Origin of the sequence: Undibacterium sp., from assembly GCF_030683615.1 — a bacterium.
Lineage (GTDB): Bacteria > Pseudomonadota > Gammaproteobacteria > Burkholderiales > Burkholderiaceae_D > Undibacterium > Undibacterium umbellatum.
Window position 1 is genome coordinate 16,527 of the sequence record NZ_JAUXQE010000014.1, and the last position, 22,918, is coordinate 39,444.

The window sequence follows — 22,918 nt, forward strand, 5'->3', positions numbered from 1 at the left end:
ACTATTTGCCAACGATACCAAGCCAAGGAGCCACCATGTCCACCGATCAAACCCTGCAAACAGCACGCCAGCGCGGGCAAGAACAGGCGCTGCCCTATGCCGGTGCAGTCACCCCAGAAGAAGCCTATGCCCTGCTGCAAAATGACAGCAAGATATTACTCGTCGATGTGCGCACCAATGCCGAACGCGACTGGGTAGGCAGGGTCAACATCAGCGAAGCACAACACCTGGCTGTGCAATGGAGCCTCTACCCCGGCGGTACACCCAACCCCGACTTTCTGGCACAACTGCAAGCCAGCGTGCCCGACAAGACCAACGTCATCCTCTTCCTCTGCCGCTCAGGTGTACGCTCCCGCCACGGCGCTAAGCTGGCCACAGAAAACGGCTACGCCAATTGCTTTGATATCCTGCAAGGCTTTGAAGGCGACAAGGACGAACAAGGCCATAGAAAAACCACAGGCGGCTGGTGCCACCAAGGCCTGCCATGGCTGGGCGCCTGACTTAATCCATAGCAAGATTTACAAAAACAAGAAAAAGCTTCCATAATGAAGTTTGCTTTGCTAGAATAGCGGACTTCGCTGTTACGGCAAGTTAGAGCGAAAGCAGGAGAGGTGGATGAGTGGTTTAAGTCACACGCCTGGAAAGCGTGCGTAGGTTTATCCCTACCGGGGGTTCGAATCCCCCCTTCTCCGCCATGAATATAAAAGCCCTTGGATGATTCCAAGGGCTTTTTGTTTTTGACTCACTTGATGCCGACAAAAAAGTGCTGGAAATAATCTGCGCAATCACGCCAAAATCAAAAATCACAAAATCACGCTTATTTAAATCACTCACACCTCACCTCCGCCGACTACAGCGGTGAAGAAGACGCCCTCATCGTCCCCCTGCTCGATTGGCTGACAACCCACCAGGCGGACCTCCTCGGCAACGACGACAAAGCCAATGGCATACGCTTCATGATTGACTTCAATAACCACAACAGCGTCGACATCAGCCTGGAGATAGACTTAACCGAGCGCGTCATCGTCAAACAAACCAGCACCCGGCTAGACATCACCCACGCAGGCGAAGCCCCCCCCCACCCCAGACTACCCCCCCTGGTGGCAACTCTACAACGGCACCAACCTGCTGGCCGAGTGGCAGGTACAACCCATCCCACCTACATAATGCAAGACGACCTCACCACGCTGGAGACATGGGCCAGCACCCCGCTGGCCAGACTAGACCCCGCCGCCCGTCGCAAATTAACCAGCCAGCTAACCCAAGACCTGCGCCGCCAGCAACAAACCCGCATCCAGGCTTAACAAAACCCCGACGCCCCCCCCTACGCACCGCGCAAGCAACGCAAAAACATCCGGGGCAAACAAGGCCGCATCAAGAAGCAAAAAGCCTGCATGTTCAACAAGCTGCGCACAAACACCCACCTAAAGGCAAAGGCAGACGGCAACGGGCTGGAAGTGGGATTCTATAGCCACGTAGCCCGTATTGCGCGGGTGCATCAATATGGTCTACGGGATAGGATTGTGGCGATTGGGGGTGAGGTGATTTATGCAAATAGATATTTGCTTACCCCAGAGCAAGTCGAGTCCGACCTGATCACAAAGATTTTTAAGGATTTTTAGAAAAAGATTCACAAATTAAAATTGTCAATTCTCGACTACTCTTTTAGGTTGCGCGAGTTCAAATAAGAAGTGCAACAGAAGCTAAATTGGTTTGAATGGAAAGATGGGGCAACATGCATACTCCAGGTCGAACGATTGCAATTTTATGCATTGCCTGACTGCTACGGCCTTGCCAGCTGATTGACGAGTCCAGGAAAGCGTCCATCATTACAACCCTTCACGACCCAGTTTCAGTCCAGTCAAATTGATGCGGCATATCTTCCTTGACGACCTCTGGCCGCAAGGTTTGCATGACCTGCACAAGTTTGGCGCGCTTGCTTGGCGCTTTCAAGGAGGCGGGCAGGCGGCTCAGCCAGTGGCCGTTCGGGCCTACAGGTGCATCGCGCAGGGATGACAGGTGACTTGTGGTCGGCAGTGGCTTGCTCGATAGCACGGCGATAAAGTGATCAAGCTGCGCCGGGGAACTGAAGATCAGTTCATGCTTCTCAAACTCCACATGCAGAAAGACATAGCCCTTATGCGGAATATAAGGCGGCAAGGGCGGCTCCCAGGCATCTGGCTTGCCTGCTACGGGAAGATGGACCCAGTAAGCAAGCGGGCTGCGCCAATGCTCTTCAAAAGTGAAATGGTATGCAGTAGTCATGGTGAGCCATAATGTGTTAGCGCAGAAAAATGCCCCATTTTTTTGTCATTTGCATGCGGCAACATAACACAAGAAAGCAGTATCCAGAAAAATGCTTGCAGGTATCTTGATGATTATCTCTGGCAACTCTCCTCCCTAAAAAAGAGCTGAACATCATTGATGTGCGGACGGCGCTTTAATGTTATACGTGAAGATGACAAGTGTCGCTTAAATTAAGGGAGCCGAATGGACCACAACATTTCTTTAATCACGACTGTTGCTGCCGCATTTGCCGGAGCACTCGCCTTCGGTTTCATTGCCGAAAAAATCAAGATCCCCGCCCTGGTTGGCTATTTATTTGCAGGCATCATGATAGGCCCCGCAACACCCGGTTTTGTAGCGGATGTGCATATCGCATCCCAGTTGTCAGAGATAGGTGTGATGCTGCTGATGTTTGGCGTTGGTTTACATTTTTCGCCTAGTGATCTTTTGGCAGTGAGGCGGATTGCCATTCCTGGTGCCGTTTTGCAAATGGGGGTAACCACGGCGGTGGGCATGGCAATTGCTTCTTGGTGGGCCTGGAGCATTGGTGGGTCATTGATTTTTGGATTGTCACTGGCCTGCGCCAGTACGGTCGTGCTGCTGAAATCACTGGAGGCACGCAACATGCTAAGCACCATGAATGGCCGCATCGCAATAGGCTGGCTGGTGGTGCAGGATCTGGTCACGGTGATGGTGCTGGTTTTGTTACCCCCACTGGCGGGCGTGTTAGGAAGCACAACAGCAGTTGTTGCAAGTTCGACACCGCTATGGATCACCATAGGCAAGACCTTATTGCAGGTAACCGCATTTATTGTCTTGATGCTGGTGGTTGGTCGTCGTGCCTTGCCATGGATGTTATGGCAAGTGGCGCGCACTGGCTCGCGGGAATTATTCACGTTGTCGGTAGTGGCGTCCGCTATTGGTATTGCATATGGTGCTTCGCTGGTATTCAGTGTGTCTTTTGCGCTGGGCGCATTCTTTGCGGGGACAGTGATGCGCGAATCTGAATTCAGCCATCGCGCGGCAGAAGAATCGCTGCCTTTACGGGATGCGTTTTCAGTCCTGTTTTTTGTATCGGTAGGCATGGTGTTTGATCCTAACATTTTGCTGGCACAACCTATGCGTGTACTGTGTGTCGTTGCCATTATCATCCTGGGCAATTTTCTCACAGCATCGGCGCTGGTTATCATTTTGCGCTACCCCCTCAATACGGCGCTTTCTATTGGAGCCAGCCTGGGGCAAATCGGTGAGTTTTCCATCATCCTGGCAGGTTTGGGCTTGTCACTGGGCTTGCTGCCGCAAGAGGGCATGAGCTTGATACTTTCAGGTGTGCTGATCTCGATAGCATTGAATTCTTTTCTATTTACGCTGATAGAGCCAATCAGGAAATGGGCCTTGTCACATTCTGACCTGGCGCGAGAACTCGACCAGCGACAAGACCCGTATGCCGAATTGCCTATGAGTACAGATAGAAAATATCTGGAAGGCCAGGTAGTTCTGATTGGCTATGGCAGGGTTGGCCGCCGTATTGCACAGGCCATGGATGAAGGGGGAATCCCCTATGTCATCGCTGAACAAAATCGTGAGATCGTCGAAGACATGCGCAAATTAGGCATAGCCGCTGTGTCCGGCAATGCGGCTGACCCAGCTGTCTTGATACAGGCGCATATAGCAAAAGCTGCCATGCTGGTCATTGCGACGCCAGATACCTTGAATGTGAGGCATATGGCAGACACTGCCAGGACGCTGAACCCCACCATCGAGATTTTGCTGCGCACGCATAGCGAGGATGAATCAATCATGCTGCGCAAGGAGGGAATTGGCGATGTCTTCTATGGCGAAGAAGAGCTGGCAAAAGGTATGTCCAGTCACATACTGAATCGCTTTCATCCTGCTGGCGACAGCAAGCTTACGCATACGTAATTTCTGAGCACCATCTTGCGTGATAGATTCGTTGCGCCCGGCTGTAACAAGGGCGCAGCTTGCTATCCTGCTTGAAGCGGACTTTCTCAACGCAGATTGTCGGCAAAGAATTTCAGTGCATCTGCCGCCACTTGCCGGTGTATTACCGAGCGATCCACTCCTGCCGGGTCAACACAAACCTGGCTGGCCACAATTTTACCCAGCGTATTGCACTCAGCCAAAAAACTATAGTGCGTGACTGCAGGCAGTATCTGTATCGTACTACCAGTTATGTTTGCCGCATAAACCTGGCCATTGAACTCTGGTATGGCCTGATCGTCATCAGCCCCCACCACAATGCGCACTGGCACCCTGATGTTGGTCATGCTGTCTTTTGTCATTACCCTGCCCATTACCGGGGCAATGGAATATGCGGCGCGTATGCGAACATCACTGTAAGATGCACCAGAAACTGCGATGGCATCCTTGACGCGCTGGTTTTCCTTGAGCAGGGTCTGTAATTCTGCTTGGCTGAACTTGGCCTCTGGCGGCAGCTTGCAATTAGGATTGCTGCCATTTTTACCGCAAAACTCTTCCCATTGCGCATAACTGATACGGCCTCCCACACTCGCCAGCGCGGTGTACCCACCTATGGAGAAACCTGCTACAGCAATGCGCCGGGCATCTATTCTGCTGCCAAAAACAGGGTCAGCCATCAGCTTATCTATCAGGATGGAGAGATCCTTTGGTCTGTCCCACCACACCACGAAACCTTCCAGACGAGTCTTGTCTTCATAGCCAGTGTTGCCATGATGATTGACAGCGGCCACAATGTATCCGTGTGCAGCAAGACTTTCTGCCAGCCAGGCCATGGAAGCAGCTGACCCACCTGTGCCGTGGGATAGCAAAATCAAGGGCAGTTTTTGTGGTGCCGTGGATAAAGCCGCGCCCATGGCATTGGAACCTGCTTTAAAGATAGCTACATTCCAATTTTTTTCTACAGCGCCTGCTTGCGCCGGATACCAGATCGTGGTCGCCAGTGGGCGCGCCTTGCTGCCAGCCCAATCCAGGCGACTGGCATCTTCATAATGAAGCATCTGCATTCCTACCCGATGGGGTCTGGCTGCTGTCTCTGCAGATACGGCACAGTTTGCCAAAGCGAACAAACTGAAAGAAACAAGAATATGACGAGCAAATGAAATCATGGATACAGCTCTCAAAAAATGATGGGCGCAAGCATTCAATGGCGCAGCGAGTGCCAGCGCCCATGCCTGCATCAAAATGACTTAAAGCAGCAACTGTCTGCTCAGAGGGGAACGACAGGGATGCAGATGTCGCAATCAAAGATGCCTGTTTCGGGATCAAAGCAAGCGTCAGCTGAATAATATTCAAAGCAAGGCCGGGCATCGACTTGATAGCCGCTGGAAGGTAGCCAGTCACGCAAGATCGCTGTCCAGGCGGCGCCTATCTCTGCGTTTTCCCCCTTAAAACTGAGGGCTGCGTATTCACCGCTAGGTATGCTGGTCTGCAAGGCATGGCCTGGAATGTCAGCATCTTCTGGCAGTTCAACAGCGGCATCGTAACGGCATAGTGCAGGATCGGTAATACTGGGGTCATCATGGCTGATGCCAAAACGCGCCCTGCCGAAGAGATTATGCATGGCTATCCAAGGTGAGACAGTATCTGCCCAAAACTGGCCAACTGGTGCACCATACGGGCCTATGTGGCGCAAATAGGCGATATTGGTTGTTGCCCTGCGTATTAATTTGACATCCATGCTGGTGACCTGTTTCAAGTTGGCAGAGACCCCATTATGGAAGGACGCATAAGATTGCAACTGATCATTCTTGCTCAAGACTTGATTAATCTTGCTATTTTCACGGTGTAGTTCTACTTGATGCTTCCGCCAGGCGGCTGGTGTGTACGCAAACCGGTCCTTGAATGCTCTGGTAAAAGCCTCTGCTGATCCAAAACCGACCGACAGGGCAATGTCCAGTACCGGAGTGCCTGTCTGTGCAGACAAACGAAATGCTGCCACCTCCAGCCGCCGGCGGCGCACATAATCCCCCAGACGCTCGCCCATCCAGGCGGCAAACAGGCGATGAAAATGAAATGGGGAAAAATGCGCAACCCCGGCCAGCACTTCCAGATCAAGTGGCTGATCGAGATGACGGTCGATATGCTCCAGCACCCTGTGCATACGAGCCTGGTAATGCGATTGATATTGGGATGATTTGGAAGACTTGCCCAGTTGAAGCTCGCTCATCTTGCTACCTCTGGCTTGACTTCCCATTCCATGTACTGAATGGATGGTGCGAAGCCTTCGGAAGCATACAGGGCTTGGCCGTCTTCAGTCGCATGTAGCCAGATCTTTGCGAAGCCGTGCTCATGCGCGTATTGCATTGCCTGTTGCAATATCTTCCTTGCCAGTCCTTGCTTGCGATAATCTGCCAGGGTGTACATATTGAGCAAATACGCGTCCTTGCCTGCCACATTGCCGGGATATGGCGGGCGCACAAAGATCGCGAGCGACCCACTGGCGACGATATGGCCATCACCTTGTGCTACCCAGGTTTTGCAAGATCCATTTTGGAAAGCATCATTGAAGTAAGTGCGCGTTGCTTGCAAGAGGTCTCCATCCACGCCTTTGCCGTGATTAAAATCGACGAGCTTCTCAAACAGGCGCATGCGCAATTGCAGGATTTCCTCAAGATCATCTGGCTTTGCTTCGCGAATTACGATAGTCATCAATGCTCCTTTAGCGGGATACAGGCACCCACGATGTGGGCGAAAATGACTATTTTAAAACATTCGTATGCCTCTTACGCAAGCGCATATAGGTTCATTCTGAACGCCGCAAGGTGATGGCTTTTTCCGGACAGGCTGACACACACAAGCCACAAGCCTGGCAGGCGTCTGCCCTCGGTGTATAGGCAACCTGCATGCCATGCACCCGTAGTTTGATCTGTGCCAGCCAGCCCAGTTGTTTGTAATCCTTGTCGTCAATACGACGAACTTCAAACACATTTTCCGGGCAAACTGGCACACAATCGGCCTTGCCTTCACACTTGCTGAAGTTGACGAAAGGGACGATCACGCCTGCATCTTGTTTGCAGGCGGCTTCTTTTGCCGATTGCATCTCAGACTTGCTCCTGATTGCTGTCATGCTTGTTACTGTATTTATTGTCTTGAACATGGCCATGCGCTCCATCCCTGTGCTTTCGTCGGCCAAACAGGCCATGCTTGAATTTTTCGCGCTCTTCAGGTGTCAGCTTTTCCCAGCGACGATGATGGCAATGGTGGTCATGATGTTTGTGCCAGCCGCCATGTCCACGCATCCCACCGAACAGGATTTTACTCAGCACCAGCAGCCCAAGTGCCTGCAAAAAATCGATACTGCGGGCCCCCACAAACAAAGCAGGCATGAGCCAGTTCCACAGCATCATGACTACCCAGCTCAAGGCACTGATACCGGCAACGGCCAATACCATTATTTTTAATACTCTGAATTTCATCAACATATCAGGCTCCATTCAATTAAATTCTTCCAGTAAGTCTTGCAGGCGGGTTCGCAAGTGCAAGACCGCATAGCGTTTGCGCGCCAGCAAGGTGTTGATGCCCAGCCCGGTAGCGGCAGACATTTCTTTAAAACTCAGGCCTTCGATTTCATGGCCTATGAAGGCATCGCGCTGCTCTTCCGGCAATTCATCCAGGGCCTCGTACAATTCTTCCAGCATGACATTGCGTGCGTATGCTGCTTCCGGGCCTTCATCACTGGACGGCAATACTTTATCCAGCCAGGCTTCATCATCACTACCCTCCTCTACATCAGGCAGGGCCACTTCTTTTTTCTTGCGGAAACGGTCTATGATACGGTTGCGCGCCACCCTGAACAGCCACGCACCAACCTGCTCTATTGGCTCTGGCAAACGATAAGCTTCTACCAGTTCATACAATACATCCTGCAAGATATCTTCTGCTTCGCTGGCGTCAGCCACACGCTTGCGTATGAAACTCCCCAGCCGCCCGCGCTCGCGTCTGACCGTTTCGGTGATGTGATGGTCCTGATCAGTCATCAGCTCGTGGGGGTTATGTGTAGTCTCCATACCCTGTAGACGCACAGGCACAAAGAATATTGCACGCAAAGGGAAATAGTTGAGGCAACTAGATTATCGGTCAGGCTGATATTGCCATAAAATTACTTTTTGGTGTCGGGAAGCGTCGCTTCAGTGCTTGCAGTTCCTGGCATAGCCAGAGCCGCTCTGTTTTTTTTGCTATTGTCTACCCGCAATTGGGGCGCAACTAGGGGTACGACGAGTGTGAAACTGGTCCCCTCGCCCGGCTTGCTGTCCAATTGTATGGACCCACCCAGCACACCAGTTACCAGGTTGTAGACTATATTCATGCCCAGGCCAGAACCACCCTGCCCCAACTTGGTCGTAAAGAAGGGGTCAAATACCCGCTTTTGTACTTGCTCGCTCATGCCTGTGCCATTATCGCTAAAGACAATTTGTACCTGGGTATCATCCAGTAAATGTGTGTGCAGGTGCATTTCACCGCTATCGCGGTGCTCAAACGCATGGGTCAGAGCATTGGTCATGAAGTTGGTAATGATTTGCCCGAGAGGGCCAGGGTAACTGTCCATGATGATGCCGGGCGCAAGATCAGTCACCAGTGTGTAGGCAGTTTTTTTATACATCGGGGCCAGGGTCACGATCAGTTCTTCCAGTGCTGTTTGCAAATCAAACTGTCGCCTGTAACTGCTGGACTGGTCGACTGCGACTTGCTTGAAACTGCGTATCAACTCGCGTGCCATTCCCAATGTACGCATCAGCAAGGCGGTTCCTGTTTCGGCATTCTCAAGATAATTTTCCAGGGCAGATCGTTTTAACTTGCCTTCTTTGATATCACGCAGCATTTCTCTGGTTTTGTCCTGCAGCGTGCTGGCTACTGTCACACTATTCCCTATGGGAGTATTAAGTTCATGGGCGACACCCGCTACCAGTGAACCCAGTGCGGCCATTTTTTCAGAACGCACCAATTCATCCTGGGTATGCCGCAATGATTCCATCGCTGCTGCCAGTTCTGCATTGGCCTGTTGTAAATTCAAAGTACGCAACCTGACACGCTCTTCCAGTTGGGCTGTCATCTCGCGGATTTCCTGCTCTATCTGTACTTGTCTGGTCACGTTCAATAAAGAGAATATGCACATGGGCTTGCCATGCATTCTGATCAACCTTGCCGATAAGAGAAAAATCATTTCTTGATCGTCACAAACTTTGATGCGAACTTCCAGTTGATCGACTTTCTTGTCGCGCCCAAGGTCATCGTTGAATTTTTTGCGTTCTTCAGCTTGCGCGACAAGACCCATTTCCATCGTAGTTTTGCCTACGATACCTTCCCGTTGATAGCCAAATTCCTTTAACCAGATATCATTGACTTCAACAATGCAATCTGTCTGCACATCCACCAGACCCAGGGGTATCGGTGACAACTGGAACAAGGTAGAGTACTTTTGTTCGTTCTCGCGCAAGAGAGATTCCACTTGCACACGTGCGGCTTCAGCATTGAGCTCCTGATCTATATTGCGAGACGACAGTAAGAGATAGGATTCATTGCCCGCCTCAAACTGAGATCCTGAAACCCTGCATTGGGTAATATGCCCTTGCTTGTGACGGAATGCGATTTGCATATTATGGACCTCACCATCGCGGCGTATGCGCTTGATAAGTTCATCGCGTTGCTCTGGTTTTTCCCATAACTGGATGTCGTTTGAAGTGCGGCCAAGGACTTCTTCGCGCGTATAACCAGAAATAGGTTCCCAGTTGCGGTTAACATCGACATATTCTCCAGTAGCGATTTTGCTTATGGTCAGGGTATCAGGCACGAGTTGAAACACCGTTGAAAGTAATTTTTCACGTTCCTGCAATTCCCGTTCTGCCTGCTCCTGCAAGCGCTCTACTTTGCGCAGTGCCGAAATGTCTTGCATGGCGTAGGCAATATATGGCTCGCCGCTGACATCAAAGCGCGTGCCAGAAATCAACACATTGTAAGGATGCCCCAGTTTGTGCCTGTAGACACCTTCAAAATTACTGACTTCACCATCGCGTCTTAATATCTCCAGCATTTTTTCACGCAGGCTTACATCCATCCACAAGTTCAACTCCAGCGAATAGCGTCCTAAGGTTTCTTCCCTGGCATATCCTGTAATGGTTTCCCAGTGCCGGTTCACTTCCAGATAACGGCCATCTTTTTCACGGCAGATCGCCAGTACATCGGGTACCATCTGAAATACTTTTTCAAACAGGGCTTCCCTCTCCCTGGATAAGCGTTCTATGTTTTTGCGCTCTTCCATTTCCAGTTTCAGATCGTCGTTGACACGCTCTACATCATCTTGTTGCCGCAGTAAAGCAGCGACAAGAAAGAGCATGCCGATAGCCAGGTCCAGAAAGGCACTGACTTCATATCCAAGTGCAGCGTACTCGGGCTGCTCACGGAAGAAAGGAAAATCCAGCAGATGCAAGCCCTTCAAAAATATCAGCGTACCCAACAAGTGAAAACCGAAAGTATGTTTTTGACTGCGGGCGCGCCAAAAACTCAAAGCTGCCATCATCAAAATCAAGCCGGAAACCAGGTATATCGGCAGCATGCGCCACAAGGGTTTTACAGCTGTCAGGAAAGTCATTAACAACCAAAGGACAGCAATCGCAAAACCAAGCATGACAGGCATCACATAGACTGTAACACCGTGGAATATCCTGATGCCGGCCCACAAATAGCAAACATAAGCAAGCAAAAAAATATCGGCAAAGAGATTGAAGATCGGCGCCTGGGTGTCAGCCAGAAACCTGCATGTCTGTTGTAACGCCAGGCCAGCATATGCCAGCGCCCAGCAGCGTGTAGCTCTCGCATGCACATGTAAATGCTGCACATAAAGCAGTACCAGCATGGTCAAAAAAGACGTGACCAGTGAAGAGATGATCGCAGCGGGAAGGTATACAGTAGGCATCAATGAGCTACCCAAGAAAGCCATGCAAAAAAGCGCGAAGCGACATACCTGCTCCTGAATCAGGCTTACTGTTCTCAGTCCGGGTGGACTGGATGCCAAAGGAAACATCACACTCAGAAAAAATCAGCTTAATTCTGTGCGAATTCTGGCTGAAAAAAACAAGATCTTAATCGCGTGAATTTAATCATAGCACCGAAAATCAACGCATTTAACGACATAAATCAATATTCGTGACAAGTAAGTGTTGCAATAATCATTATTTAACACTTTCAAGTTTTTTGGTCTTGATTATGCTACCTGCTTCACATAAGATTGAATTGAAGCTAGGCAAAATTCAAGCAACAGGGAGCACACTGATGAAGAACCAACACAGTAGAATACCCGGCTTGTTACAAAGTGATCTTTACGTAGGCAAAATGGCTGTTGAAATTTTGTCAAAAAATGAAAGGTCAGCGGGTTTGGGGCGGTACTCATATTGGGGTAACGACTCTATTTCTGACGGTGCGCTAGGTACCAGTCAGGATGATGACATTATTGACTTTATAGAAGAAGATGAAGAAAGCTTGCAGCCCAAGCTGGATTTGCATCCGTGGAAAATCCTGATTGCTGATGATGACAGCAATGTCCATGACACTACCTTGCTGGCTTTGAGCGGCGTCAAAATTCATGGCCGCCCACTGGAGTTTATACACGCCTACTCTGCCAAAGAAGCACGTGCGGTGATTAGCGCCAACCCGGATATCGCTCTGGTCTTACTGGATGTGGTCATGGAAACTGTTGACGCTGGCCTGAAACTGGTGAATGTCATCCGCAACGAGATGGCCCTGACTAATCTGCGCATCGTTTTACGTACCGGACAACCAGGTTATGCCCCTGAACAGCAAGTCAGCGAAGAATTTGCCATTGATGGTTATACGACAAAATCAAAATTGACACGTTCGCTTCTGATTTCCGTGCTCAATGATACCCTGGCAAATTGTCACAATAATCCTGATTTGCCAAATTAGCACTTTTAAATATTTTACTTATGCAGCGGGGAATGCCAGGGGCCAGTTTTCAGGTCCCTTTTTTTGTCTCCCGACAACTAACAATTTTTCAGCTCTTCTATTCAGCATCCGGCTGATTGGCCGGTGCTGCTTTGATAAAGGCAGGATATTCGCTACATGCCTGTTGTATGCGCATAAGTGTAGGCATGCCACTCATATCGCAATGAAAACGCTGGGCATTGGCAATTTGCGGGACGAGAAAGCAATCTGCAAAACCTGGTGCATCACCAAAGCAAAAAATTCCGGTGCGGGCATCCGCCGCCAGCTTTTTCTCCAGCACCGCCAAACCAGTTTCACACCAGTGCCGATACCATGCATTTTTTTGTTCATCAGTGACTTGCAGGGTACCTGACAGGTATTTCAACACACGCAGGTTATTGACCGGATGAATTTCACAGGCAATTGCCAGCGCCAAAGACCTGACATAAGCACGATCCAAAGGTGTGGATGGCAGCAGTGATATTTCCGGATAAACTTCATCAAGATATTCGATAATTGCCATAGACTGCGTCAGATTCACCGTTTCTCCTTCCAGCTCATCCTGCAAGACTGGCACCAGGGCATCCGGATTCAAGGCACGAAAGGGCGGGGCGAGTTGCTCGCCGCCGTTTTTAACCAGATGCACAGCTACCTGTTCATAGTCCAGGCCCTTGAGATTGAGCGCGATCCTGACCCGGTAAGAAGCAGAACTGCGGAAATAACCATAAAGTTTCATCATTTCGTTTATACCAATTTAATTTTCAAATCACTCAAGCCCGAGATTGTCGCCTCCATTATATCCCCACGCTGCACGGCCCCTACGCCTTCAGGTGTCCCGGTAAAAATCAGATCACCAGGCTGCAAGGTGTAGAGCTCAGACAAGCAGGCAATAATCTCAGCCAGACTCCAGATCAATTTACTGGTGTCGCTATGTTGACGGCATTGGCCATTCACATTCAGGCTGATGCCTGCCTGCTGCATGCCTTGCACTGTGTCAGCCCTATGGATTTCCCCTATAGGCGCGGAAAAGTCGAAACCCTTGGCAGTGCACCATGGCCTGCCCTGGTCCTTGGCTTCTGCCTGCAAGTCACGCCGCGTCATGTCCAGGCCCACCGCATAACCCCAGATGTGGCTGAGCGCGTCTTCTGTGCGGATACTCTTGCCCCCCTTGCCTATCGCTATCACCAGTTCAACTTCATGATGCAAATTGACTGTCAGGGGTGGATAAGGCATTTCACCGACCGTTCCCTGCCTCACGGGCAAAACAGCATCAGCTGGTTTCATGAAGAAAAATGGTGGCTCGCGGCCTGTCCACCCCATTTCTTTGGCATGCTCCACATAATTACGCCCGACACAGTAAATCCTGTGCACGGGAAAATAAGCAGTACCACCAGCAATGGGGACGGCCGCTTGCTGTAGCGGGGGAAACAGGTAATCCATATTTTGTTCCTGAAGGTCTGAGGCCAAACCCTATTATGGCATTTTCAAATATGCTCTGTCATACACTCTCGTCGCTTGATTGTAGTCTGTAGACTCATGATTTAATTTCACTGGTTATAATGCCAGATCAATTGCGGAGTCTAAAAATATGAAAACCTGCCTACATCCCAAGTATCTTATTCCTATAGAACCACGCGCCAACGTCCTTGGCAAGCATGCTCTGGTCATGCAAGGTGAAAAAATTCTCGCCATACTTGGCAGCGCAGAGGCGCGCCAGCAGCACCCGGATGCAAAGCATATAGAATTACCTGAACATGCGGTGATGCCTGGCATGGTCAATCTACACGGTCACTCTGCCATGACGCTGCTGCGGGGTCTGGCGGACGACCTGAGTCTGATGGACTGGCTGCACAATCACATCTGGCCCGCCGAAAAGAAGCATTTGTCGGAAGAATTTGTCTTCGATGGTAGCGTCTATGCAATGGCTGAAATGCTGCGTGGCGGCACGACCACCATCAATGACATGTATTTCTATAACGACGACGTGGCACGCGCTGGTCTGCATACCGGCATGCGCACTGTCGTTGGTTGCAGTGTGCTTGAATTCCCTACTGGCTATGCGGCAGATGCTGATGGCTATCTGGAAAAAGCAATGGCCTCACATCAGGAATTCAGGGGACAAAATGGAGTCTCCTTCCGCCTTGCACCACATGCGCCTTACACGGTTGCGGATGCGACGTTCAAAAAGATAGTCGCTCTGGCAGACAAATATGACATGGGCATACACTGCCACATTCATGAAACCATGGACGAAGTCAATGACAGCCTCCGCGATCATGGCATGCGCCCCTTGCAGCGCCTGCATAACCTGGGTCTGTTGTCACCACGCCTGATTGCTGCCCATATGGTGCATGCGAATGAAGATGAGATCAAACTGCTGGCACAGCAAGGCGTGCACATTGCCCATAATCCGGCCAGCAATCTGAAACTGGCTTCCGGCTTTGCACCTGTCCACGCCATGCAAACTGCAGGCGTGAATGTGGGGATAGGTACGGATGGTGCAGCCAGTAATAACAAACTCGATTTACTGGGTGACTTGCGCATGGCTGCGCTGTTGGCGAAAGCGGTGTCGGGCAACCCGACTGCACTGAATGCTGCAAATGCGCTGGAGATGGCGACCCTGGCTGGTGCCAAAGCCTTGGGCATGGATCAGCAAATTGGCAGTCTGGTGGCGGGTAAATTCGCGGATGTGATTGCGATTGATCTCTCGGCACACGAGACCCTTCCACTGTTTGATCCGGCATCGCAGATTGTGTATGCCGTCGGACGTGAGCAAGTCAGCCATGTCTGGGTCCATGGACGCTGTCTGATGGCAGAACGTACATTGCAGACTGTGGATGAAGCACAGCTCAAGGACAAGGCAAAGTGGTGGCAACAAAAAATTGTTGCGGCTTGATTGATCAAATTCACTTACTCCATCATACGCATGAAACCAGCATACTCAATTTTGAAACTAAGCGTCATTTGTGGCTTGATTACAGGTAGCAGTCTGATGTTGACGACTGCTCATGCAGCGAATCCCCTCAGCACGATTGCCGAGCAAAGCGGCTTTAAAAAAACCGGGCGCTATGAAGAGGTAGAAAAACTGTGCCTGTCTTTTCAAAAAAACTATCCCAAAGAAGTGCGTTGCATGGAATTTGGACGTACTCCGGAAAACCGACCCATGCTGGCCTTGCTGGTCACCCGCAGCGGCCTGTTCACACCCGCCCAACTTGTGGAAAAACAGTTGCCGGTGACCCTGATACAGGGTGGCATCCATGCAGGTGAAATTGATGGCAAGGATGCTGGCTTCCTGGCAATAAGGGACATCCTGGAAAACAAGGCGGCATCACATGCGCTGGACAAGCAAGCCCTGCTGTTTGTCCCCGTCTTCAACATTGATGGACATGAGCGTTTTGGCGCCTGGAACCGTCCCAATCAACGCGGCCCAGAAGAAATGGGCTGGCGCACAACCGCACAAAATTTTAATCTCAACCGCGATTACGTGAAGGCAGACTCGCCTGAAATGCAAGCCATGCTGAAGCTGATCAACACCTGGGATCCCTTGGCAATCATCGATTTGCATGTGACCAACGGTGCAAAATTTGAACATGATATTTCCATACAGGTAGAGCCTGTCAATTCAGGCGATACCTTATTGCGTGAAGCGGGCAAGACCTTGCGCGACAACGTCATTGCCGACCTTGCCAAGCAAGGCTCGCTGCCACATGCCTTCTATATGTCGTTTGTGCAGGAAGATGATCCCATGTCGGGCTTTGCTGACTCGGTTCCTACTCCTCGCTTTTCAAGTGGTTATCCGGTATTGCGCAACCGCTTTGGCATGCTGGTGGAAACCCATTCCTGGAAAGAGTATGCCACCCGTGTGCGCATCACCCGCAACACGGTCATTTCCGTATTGGAGCAAATGGCCAGCAATGGCGAACAATGGCTGAAAGCTGCCAAAGCTGCAGATCAGCGCGCCATGCAACTGGCAGGCCAAGCGTTGCCATTGACCTACAGAACGACTGAAAAAGCCAGGGAGATAGACTTCCGTGGCTACGCTTATACCCGCAGCATGTCGGATATTTCTGGTGCCTTGATGACGCGCTACGATGAAAGCAAGCCACAGATATGGAAAGTTAAACTGCGCGACGAGATTGTCACTGATGCGCAAGTCATCCTACCTAAAGGCGGCTATCTGATTCCTGCCGCCTATAGCAAGGCAGTGGCTGAAAAACTGCAACAGCATGGCATCCTGTTCCGCACTATCCATGCGGATTTAAGTGCAGTCACTACGGAACAGTTCATGACCAGCACTGCCGCTTTGCAGGCGAAGTCATTTGAAGGACGACAAGCCATGAAGCTGCAAGGCAAATGGCAAAGCCAGCAGCAAAGCTTGCGCAAAGGCGCTTTATTCATCCCCATTGCCCAGCCAAAAGCGCGTCTGGTGGCCGGTTTGTTCGAGCCGCAAGCCCCAGATGCGCTGGTCAACTGGGGCTGGTTCAATGGCGCGTTTGAACGCAAAGAATACATGGAAGCTTATGTAGCCGAAGATGTGGCTCGTGAGCAAATGGCCAGTGATCCACAATTGAAAGCCACATTCGAAAAGAAAATTGCTGCAGACCCGGAGTTTGCCAAAAGCCCGTTTGCGCGCCTGGACTTTTTTGCCCAGCGTCATTCGTCCTGGGACCAGCGTTATCAAGTGTACCCTGTCTTGCGCCTAGATTTTGTTCCCAAATAACTGGGTAAGCGTCGCTTGAAAGTAGATTCGCGGGCGACGCTCCATTTCAATAGAGCAAGATGAAGATATCAAGCATGTATCCTTGCAAGCTGTCGGCGATGTCCTGATAACAGGCTGCTGTAACATCTGCTTGCATATTGAGATGTCTATATACAAACCCGTGTCAGCGCATCAGTACTAGCCTGCGTTATAGAGATATCAAAACGAAGGAATTGATATCATGAAACTCAGTCAACTTTTCAAAGGCCTGTTGGCAACCCTGCTGATTTGCAGTGCCAGCACCAGTACCGTGTTTGCGAATGATGCTTATGGCAGGGACCATCGCTGGCGTCCGGCACCTCCCGTCCATCATGTGGCACGCAATTACAATTATGTCTATTACCCCTCTCATCAGGTTTATTACGCACCTGCACAGGGTAACTGGTACTGGGCCAATGGACGTGGCTGGGAAACTGGTAGACGTCTGCCCTATGGCCTGAATCTTGATGTGCGCGTTGGCGGCGTACCTATCGTGTTGAGTTCACCAAGACCGTATGTAGAACATGTATATGTCGAGCAAACCTATGGCCACCCCTTGCGTGACCGCCACGAGTGGCGTCATGGCAGACGCCATGAACGAGAATGGCGCGAAGAAAGACGCGAGCGTCATCATGGTCACCATGGTCATTACGGTGACTACGGACGTTAATTGCCTACCAGGCCAGCAGCAATATTGATGGAAAAACCGACCACGGCCACATTGAAGAAAAAACTGAGTACGGATTGCGCAAGCACGGTCTTGCGCACCTGCCGGTTCATCACGGTGACGTCTGAAGTTTGTGCGGCTACGGCTATCGTGAACGAGAAGTACAAAAAGTCCCAGAAATCAGGCATCTCCTCATCTTCAGGAAAACGTAATGCGGGTTTGTCTGGTGCTGAGTTGTAAAACAGCAAGGCATAATGAAAGCAAAAAATCACGCCCAGCAACAGCCACGAGCCCAGTACTGTGCTGGCAGCAAACAGATATTTCATTACTCTGAGTTCGCTGCTGGCACCAGCCATGCCCGACAACTCATGAATGATGGCCAATAAACTTAGCGCTGCGGCCAACGACAGTAAGACCAGCACTGCCACCGCACTTTCATCCTCTTGTTGCGCCATCTTACGGACGGCATGCTTGTCTGCGCGCATCATCAACCAGGCCATCAGCAAAAGATAGGACCAGACAGCCACATTCCAGCCACTCAAGGCACGGGTTACCACAGACGCCTCTCCTGGCAAAGCCAGAGCCGCCACTATCCCGAAAACCAGGGTCAGCACGAGGCGTGGTCTGCGTTGAATTAATTGTTTGATGATGCCACCTGACTGAGGAATAGAGTGTTGGAAAAATTTGCCTGAATGAAAATTACAAATGATAAATTACAGTGACTAGCAGAATCAAACTGCAAGCAAGAACAGGTGTAGTATATTCATCAGTAACTGCTATCCTGTTTCACCCAGCTTTGACTTCTCTCTGAAGTTCAGTATCTTAATGAAAAGTAACTTTCTTTTGCGCATTTTTTTATTACACTGAAACCATACATAACTGCCAGTTCTGGTGTGATGTCATTCAACGAGGCAAGTGTCATGAACAAACATTATCACTATTTGCCCCTTTCCAAAGTCACGCCTGGCATGGTGCTGGCGGATGATTTGCTCGATAAAGTAGGCCATGTATTGCTACCTGCCAGCACTATCCTGACCGAGCGCATGCTTCAGGCAATAGCGCATCATGACATACATCAGTTGTCCATTGAAGGTGTGGCGGCAACTGAACAGGAAGACAGCGAAAATCTCGCAACTCAATTAGAGCGCATAGAAAAAATTTTCCGCCATATTGGCGAGAGCGAACCTGCGTGTATCCTGAAATCCTTTGTTATCCATTACCGTCAGGGTGAAACCAAATGACAGATAACGCTGAATTCAAGATCCATCTCGATGACATGGTTAAAAAGATCAAGGATTTGCCTACCCTGCCTGAAGTCGCCATGGAAATGCTGCAAAATCTTGAAGATGAAGAAGGCAGCCTGGACATGGTCACTGAAAAAATCGCCATGGATCACTCCATCACGGCGAAATTACTCAGGCTGGCCAATTCTTCTCATTATGGCAACAATTCGAAAGTTGTTACCCTGCAGCAAGCGACTGCCATGCTGGGGATCAAGAATGTCAAGAATCTCATCCGCGTGACAACACTGGCCAATAAATTTCCCACAGCAAATTGCCCCGGATTTGATTTCAAGGCATTTTGGCGCCACAGCATTGGCACGGCTGTTTGCGCCGAGCAGATTTCCCGTACTTTGCATATGAAGCATGATTTCGCATTCACAGCAGGCTTGTTGCACGACATAGGCCGTCTGGTCCTGGTGACTTGTTACCCGGCAAATTATGATGAAGTCTTGCGCTATCAGGCATATACCGATAGCGATTTACTGGAAGCAGAAAGCAGCATCATGCATATCGACCATGTCGATGCAGGTTTGGCACTTGCCACACACTGGAATTTCTCTGAAGCTGTGTGCGATGCTATCCGTGGCCATCACCATCCTGAACAGGAAAATTTACATGTCCTGGCCTCTGTTGTCCATATCGCGAACGCAATTGTGCACGCACTTGATCTGTCTCACGATGAAAACGACAGGCTACCCTTGCTGTCGCAGTCAGCTTGGGATACGCTAGGGCTTGGTGAAGCTGACTACTTGAGCATTTTTCACGAAACTGAAATGCGCTTCGATGCTTTGGATCAGATCGTACTTTGACATTTTTTATTTTTGCCTCATGTATCTGGATAAAATGATTTTGGAACAACTGATGCGTTTCAAGGCAACGAACTACCGTATAGAAGATATCCATCTTTTTCGCGACATTACAGAAGAAAACAGAAAACTCATTGCTGACATAGTCAAAGATTGCCTGGTAGTCAAAGCACGCGCTGGTCAAGTCGTCCTGGACGCCAACAGCGCTGGTGCCAAGCTATTTATTGTGCTGCAAGGAGCTTTGGGCGTAACCCGTCTGACGGAAGAAAGCAACCAGCTAGAAAATACCATCACCCAATTCCTGCCAGGTGAATGTGTTGGTGAAATCTCGGTCCTGGACGAAGAAATCCATTCTGCCACCATCTCGGCAATCAGTGACAGTGAATTACTCTTGATTGAAGCCGAGACACTGTGGCGACTGATTGATGAATCGAATGGTGTTGCCCGCAATCTCTTGCAGCTCTTGTCTTTTCGCATCCGGGCTGCCAATGCACAGATACGTAGCCGGCAAAAAGTGGGGGAATTTTACCGCCAGTTATCCATGGTAGATGGACTCACCGGCTTGCACAATCGCGCCTGGCTGAATGCGCAGCTACCGGGAATGGTACAGCACGCCCATGCTACAGCTGCTGCCTTGAGCATCATCATGGTAGATCTGGATCACTTCAAGCGTTTCAATGACGAGCATGGTCATTTGCTCGGAGATGATGCCCTGCAAACTGCCGCCAAGGTCTTGAATGCAGGACTGCGTCCGAGTGACTTTGCTGCGCGCTATGGCGGCGAAGAGATGATGGTCATACTACCTGGCGCCAATCATAAGTCAGCGCTGGGAGTAGCGCAAAGACTATGCAACCGCTTAGGCAAAACCAAGGTATTTATTGACCGGCATAAACCCTTGCCACACATTACAGGCTCCTTTGGAGTCGCCACCTTAAGTGATGAGCAAGACAGTAATGCCCTCATCAGTTGTGCCGATGCGGCACTGTACCGTGCCAAAGCCAACGGGCGGAACCAGGTAGCAAGTTAAACGATCATCTGGCCAACTCATAAAATAACAAGGGCGCGTGATGCGCCCTTGTTATTTGCAATCACACTACAGTCAATTACTTGCCTGACTGATTTGCATAGATTACCCAGTAACGCGCCAGATCGGCTGTACCGTCGGTGCCACGCACTGTTTTGAAAGTCTTGATCGCATTGGCTTTCTTACCAGCCTGCAATTGAGCTACGCCCAAATGCAATTTGGCATCATCTTCCTGCTTGAGACCACCCTTGGCAATACCCTCTTCCATCATGCTCAGGCCTTTATCAACCTGCCCGGCTGTCACATAGGCAAAGCCAATATTCACCAAGCCATTGCCATCTTTAGCCGCCTTGGCTTCTGCTTCACTGGCTGCCAGGGAGCTATTGGTTTCGGTTTGCGTCTTGTTTGCCATGTCACGCAAACGCTTATGACGATCCGCATCCTTGCCTTCACCCAATGCCCCTGCTTTATAGCCGGCATCGATTACTTTGATCGCTTCAGCAGGATAACCAGCCTGGATCGCGAACAAGGACATATCCATGTAATCAGAAGTTTTTGTGATTTGACCCAGAGCCAGTTTGAGGCGCATCAAATCCAGTTTCAGTCGCTCTGAATAGCCAGGTTTTCTCTCGATATTATTCAGCAGGTTAACCCAGAATTCTTTTTTACCATGGAAAGACACCATTTTTTCCAGGGCGCTGGAATAAGTTGCCATGTCTTTACGCTTCAGCGCATCATTGGCCAGATATTCCAGATTGGTCAGGCTTGGCGTACGGCCAGCTTTTTCATCTGCTGCCAGCTCAGCGTTAATCTCTTTCATCGCTTTGGCACTGTCACCACTTTGCGACATAGCCTGTATCAGATAAGGGCGCAGAGAAGGGTCTGTACCACCATCCGCATAATAGCGGTTATACCATTGCGCTGCTTTGGCGTAGTTACCAGCCTTGAAATAGGCATTCGCCAGCACCTGTATCATTTGCAACTGTTCTTTGCCGCCCAGTTTATTTGCCGAAACAATCGTTTCTGCTGCACGGATCACCGTATCATTGTCGCCAGCTGCAGAAGCGATCGACAAGCGCATGCGCTCTATCGTAAAGCTTTCATTGACTGTCTTACCACCTATGCTATTAGCCTCATGAATCTTGGACAGCGCCTCTTTATACTTCTTCGCTTTGTACAGTTCACCAGCTGCTTGCACAATGCGGCCAATTTCAGGGCGCATGGCTTCTTGGGCATAGGCTTGATTTGCGGCGATATTTGTTAATTCCGGAATGGCTGCAAAGCCAATAGCTGCAATCAATACAGCAATACGAGACAAGCGAAGTTGCTTCATATGTTGATCTCTCAATCAATAAATTTAATAAACTTTGGGACTGCAGCTTTAGAAAGAACCAAGGCTCAACCCGTGAATATGAAAAATGGCAGGGTTAACCCTGCCAATTTTCTATCATACCTTAATAACTCAGCATTGTTGCGCCGAAACCATCTTGAAATGCTGATTTATCATTTCAAGAACTGTTCGTTGCCAACCATACCAATCTTCGTGACATTGAGGCGCTGTGCTGCCGCCATCACTGCTGCTACAGATTTGTAAGGTACGACAGCCACAGGGCGCAGATGTATTTCTGGCTGATCAGGCTGTGCTGCAGCTGCTGCCAGTTTAACATCCAGCTCAGCTGGGTTAACTGCCACACCATTCCAAGAAACAGTGCCATCGAAGTCCACATCGATATTCACTACCACTGGTTCAGTTTTTGGCGGATTCGACGGCCCTTGTGGCATATTCAGATTCACTGCATGATTCTGAATAGGAATCGTGATAATCAACATGATGATCAACACCAGCATGACGTCAATCAAAGGCGTCATGTTCATTTCTATCATTACTTCTGGATCAGCAGACGCGCTGCCGGAACCTATTTGCATACCCATAATGATTCCTTTACTTAGTTCCGCGCTGGCGGTTCAATAACGAAGCCGACCTTGGCGATACCTGCACGCTGGGCTGTCAAAATGCTCTTGCCGACAAACTCATAACGGGCATTCTGGTCACCACGGATATGCAACTCCGGTTGCGGGACCTTGACTGCTTCTACCTTGAGTCGTTCAAACAGGGCATCTGTGCTGCCTAGCGGCTTGGTGCTGCCGTTCCAGTACAGATCACCATCCTTGTTGATC

General features: G+C 50.1%; 24 protein-coding genes, 1 tRNA gene and 2 pseudogenes. 13 read left to right on the forward strand and 14 right to left on the reverse strand.

Annotated elements, in window-relative coordinates:
* Window positions 1–35: 35 nt before the first annotated feature.
* The 5 genes and pseudogenes from Q8K39_RS07850 to Q8K39_RS24950 all read left to right on the forward strand — a co-directional run.
* On the forward strand, window positions 36–500 hold the full coding sequence (locus Q8K39_RS07850) for a rhodanese-like domain-containing protein (protein WP_305259230.1): 465 nt from the start codon (window positions 36–38) through the stop codon (window positions 498–500).
* Between the two features lie 105 nt (window positions 501–605).
* Window positions 606–695, forward strand: a tRNA-Ser gene (locus Q8K39_RS07855).
* A gap of 117 nt (window positions 696–812) precedes the next feature.
* Window positions 813–1,055, forward strand: a pseudogene (locus Q8K39_RS24945) (phage tail protein); the annotation flags it as partial.
* A gap of 111 nt (window positions 1,056–1,166) precedes the next feature.
* A complete protein-coding gene (locus tag Q8K39_RS07860; protein WP_305259232.1) occupies window positions 1,167–1,304 on the forward strand; it encodes a hypothetical protein in 138 nt (45 codons plus the stop codon).
* Between the two features lie 12 nt (window positions 1,305–1,316).
* A pseudogene (locus Q8K39_RS24950) lies at window positions 1,317–1,622 on the forward strand (phage virion morphogenesis protein); the annotation flags it as partial.
* 217 nt (window positions 1,623–1,839) lie between these two features.
* Here the strand turns inward: Q8K39_RS24950 and Q8K39_RS07865 are convergent.
* Complete coding sequence (locus Q8K39_RS07865; protein ID WP_305259233.1) at window positions 1,840–2,265, reverse strand: hypothetical protein; 426 nt, start codon at window positions 2,263–2,265, stop codon at window positions 1,840–1,842.
* A 225-nt stretch (window positions 2,266–2,490) separates the two neighbouring features.
* Here Q8K39_RS07865 and Q8K39_RS07870 point away from each other — a divergent pair, with 225 nt between their 5' ends.
* Complete coding sequence (locus Q8K39_RS07870) at window positions 2,491–4,209, forward strand: cation:proton antiporter (RefSeq protein ID WP_305259234.1); 1,719 nt, start codon at window positions 2,491–2,493, stop codon at window positions 4,207–4,209.
* An 86-nt stretch (window positions 4,210–4,295) separates the two neighbouring features.
* On the opposite strand, the gene Q8K39_RS07875 is transcribed toward Q8K39_RS07870, so the two are convergent.
* From Q8K39_RS07875 to Q8K39_RS07905, 7 genes are all read right to left on the reverse strand, one after another.
* The gene (locus tag Q8K39_RS07875) at window positions 4,296–5,285 is read right to left on the reverse strand and encodes an alpha/beta fold hydrolase (protein WP_305259235.1); all 990 of its coding nucleotides are present in this window, start codon (window positions 5,283–5,285) and stop codon (window positions 4,296–4,298) included.
* Between the two features lie 209 nt (window positions 5,286–5,494).
* Complete coding sequence (locus tag Q8K39_RS07880; RefSeq protein WP_305259236.1) at window positions 5,495–6,454, reverse strand: GyrI-like domain-containing protein; 960 nt, start codon at window positions 6,452–6,454, stop codon at window positions 5,495–5,497.
* Window positions 6,451–6,936: a GNAT family N-acetyltransferase gene (locus Q8K39_RS07885; RefSeq protein WP_305259237.1), complete on the reverse strand. Its 486-nt coding sequence runs from the start codon at window positions 6,934–6,936 to the stop codon at window positions 6,451–6,453. Before Q8K39_RS07885 ends, Q8K39_RS07880 begins: the two co-directional genes overlap by 4 nt.
* Before the next feature lie 94 nt (window positions 6,937–7,030).
* Window positions 7,031–7,327: a ferredoxin family protein gene (locus Q8K39_RS07890; protein ID WP_305259238.1), complete on the reverse strand. Its 297-nt coding sequence runs from the start codon at window positions 7,325–7,327 to the stop codon at window positions 7,031–7,033.
* A 1-nt stretch (window position 7,328) separates the two neighbouring features.
* Window positions 7,329–7,709, reverse strand: a complete 381-nt coding sequence (locus Q8K39_RS07895; RefSeq protein ID WP_370868578.1) for a hypothetical protein — start codon at window positions 7,707–7,709, stop codon at window positions 7,329–7,331.
* Window positions 7,710–7,721: 12 nt separating this feature from the next.
* Window positions 7,722–8,264, reverse strand: coding sequence for an RNA polymerase sigma factor (locus Q8K39_RS07900; protein ID WP_305259239.1), 543 nt, complete (start codon window positions 8,262–8,264; stop codon window positions 7,722–7,724).
* Window positions 8,265–8,386: 122 nt separating this feature from the next.
* Window positions 8,387–11,197: a PAS domain S-box protein gene (locus tag Q8K39_RS07905; protein WP_305259240.1), complete on the reverse strand. Its 2,811-nt coding sequence runs from the start codon at window positions 11,195–11,197 to the stop codon at window positions 8,387–8,389.
* A gap of 356 nt (window positions 11,198–11,553) precedes the next feature.
* Between Q8K39_RS07905 and Q8K39_RS07910 the strand changes: the two genes are divergently transcribed.
* The gene (locus Q8K39_RS07910) at window positions 11,554–12,204 is read left to right on the forward strand and encodes a hypothetical protein (protein ID WP_305259241.1); all 651 of its coding nucleotides are present in this window, start codon (window positions 11,554–11,556) and stop codon (window positions 12,202–12,204) included.
* Window positions 12,205–12,301: 97 nt separating this feature from the next.
* Here Q8K39_RS07910 and maiA read toward each other — a convergent pair whose 3' ends face one another.
* Together maiA and Q8K39_RS07920 are read right to left on the reverse strand one after the other, a co-directional pair.
* Window positions 12,302–12,958, reverse strand: coding sequence for a maleylacetoacetate isomerase (maiA, locus tag Q8K39_RS07915; RefSeq protein WP_305259258.1), 657 nt, complete (start codon window positions 12,956–12,958; stop codon window positions 12,302–12,304).
* An 8-nt stretch (window positions 12,959–12,966) separates the two neighbouring features.
* Window positions 12,967–13,662: a fumarylacetoacetate hydrolase family protein gene (locus Q8K39_RS07920; protein WP_305259242.1), complete on the reverse strand. Its 696-nt coding sequence runs from the start codon at window positions 13,660–13,662 to the stop codon at window positions 12,967–12,969.
* Between the two features lie 148 nt (window positions 13,663–13,810).
* On the opposite strand from Q8K39_RS07920, the gene Q8K39_RS07925 reads away from it, so the two are divergent.
* The 3 genes from Q8K39_RS07925 (at window position 13,811) to Q8K39_RS07935 (ending at window position 17,630) form a co-directional block, all read left to right on the forward strand.
* Window positions 13,811–15,118 (forward strand): TRZ/ATZ family hydrolase, encoded by a 1,308-nt coding sequence (locus Q8K39_RS07925; RefSeq protein ID WP_305259243.1) that lies wholly within the window; start codon window positions 13,811–13,813, stop codon window positions 15,116–15,118.
* Window positions 15,119–15,214: 96 nt separating this feature from the next.
* Window positions 15,215–16,942 (forward strand): M14 family metallopeptidase, encoded by a 1,728-nt coding sequence (locus Q8K39_RS07930; protein ID WP_305259245.1) that lies wholly within the window; start codon window positions 15,215–15,217, stop codon window positions 16,940–16,942.
* A gap of 220 nt (window positions 16,943–17,162) precedes the next feature.
* Complete coding sequence (locus Q8K39_RS07935) at window positions 17,163–17,630, forward strand: hypothetical protein (protein ID WP_305259247.1); 468 nt, start codon at window positions 17,163–17,165, stop codon at window positions 17,628–17,630.
* Here Q8K39_RS07935 and Q8K39_RS07940 read toward each other — a convergent pair.
* Entirely contained in the window at window positions 17,627–18,241 is a 615-nt protein-coding gene (locus tag Q8K39_RS07940; protein WP_305259249.1) for a DUF1345 domain-containing protein, read from the reverse strand. The two genes, Q8K39_RS07935 and Q8K39_RS07940, sit on opposite strands and share 4 nt — an antisense overlap.
* Window positions 18,242–18,547: 306 nt before the next feature.
* On the opposite strand from Q8K39_RS07940, the gene Q8K39_RS07945 reads away from it, so the two are divergent.
* From Q8K39_RS07945 to Q8K39_RS07955, 3 genes are read left to right on the forward strand one after another with little or no spacing between them, the layout of a single operon-like run.
* Complete coding sequence (locus Q8K39_RS07945) at window positions 18,548–18,868, forward strand: hypothetical protein (RefSeq protein WP_186954266.1); 321 nt, start codon at window positions 18,548–18,550, stop codon at window positions 18,866–18,868.
* Window positions 18,865–19,719 carry an HDOD domain-containing protein gene (locus tag Q8K39_RS07950; protein WP_305259251.1) on the forward strand — a complete coding sequence of 285 codons (855 nt, stop codon included), beginning with the start codon at window positions 18,865–18,867 and terminating at the stop codon, window positions 19,717–19,719. The genes Q8K39_RS07945 and Q8K39_RS07950 overlap by 4 nt, the downstream gene beginning before the upstream one ends.
* A 34-nt stretch (window positions 19,720–19,753) precedes the next feature.
* On the forward strand, window positions 19,754–20,743 hold the full coding sequence (locus tag Q8K39_RS07955; RefSeq protein WP_370868579.1) for a diguanylate cyclase: 990 nt from the start codon (window positions 19,754–19,756) through the stop codon (window positions 20,741–20,743).
* A gap of 76 nt (window positions 20,744–20,819) precedes the next feature.
* On the opposite strand, the gene Q8K39_RS07960 is transcribed toward Q8K39_RS07955, so the two are convergent.
* The 3 genes from Q8K39_RS07960 to Q8K39_RS07970 all read right to left on the reverse strand — a co-directional run.
* Window positions 20,820–22,073, reverse strand: coding sequence for a hypothetical protein (locus Q8K39_RS07960; protein WP_305259252.1), 1,254 nt, complete (start codon window positions 22,071–22,073; stop codon window positions 20,820–20,822).
* Between the two features lie 170 nt (window positions 22,074–22,243).
* Complete coding sequence (locus tag Q8K39_RS07965) at window positions 22,244–22,672, reverse strand: biopolymer transporter ExbD (protein WP_305259254.1); 429 nt, start codon at window positions 22,670–22,672, stop codon at window positions 22,244–22,246.
* Window positions 22,673–22,686: 14 nt separating this feature from the next.
* Window positions 22,687–22,918, reverse strand: a 232-nt coding sequence (locus Q8K39_RS07970) for a biopolymer transporter ExbD (RefSeq protein ID WP_305259255.1), incomplete at its 5' end; no start/stop codon positions are given.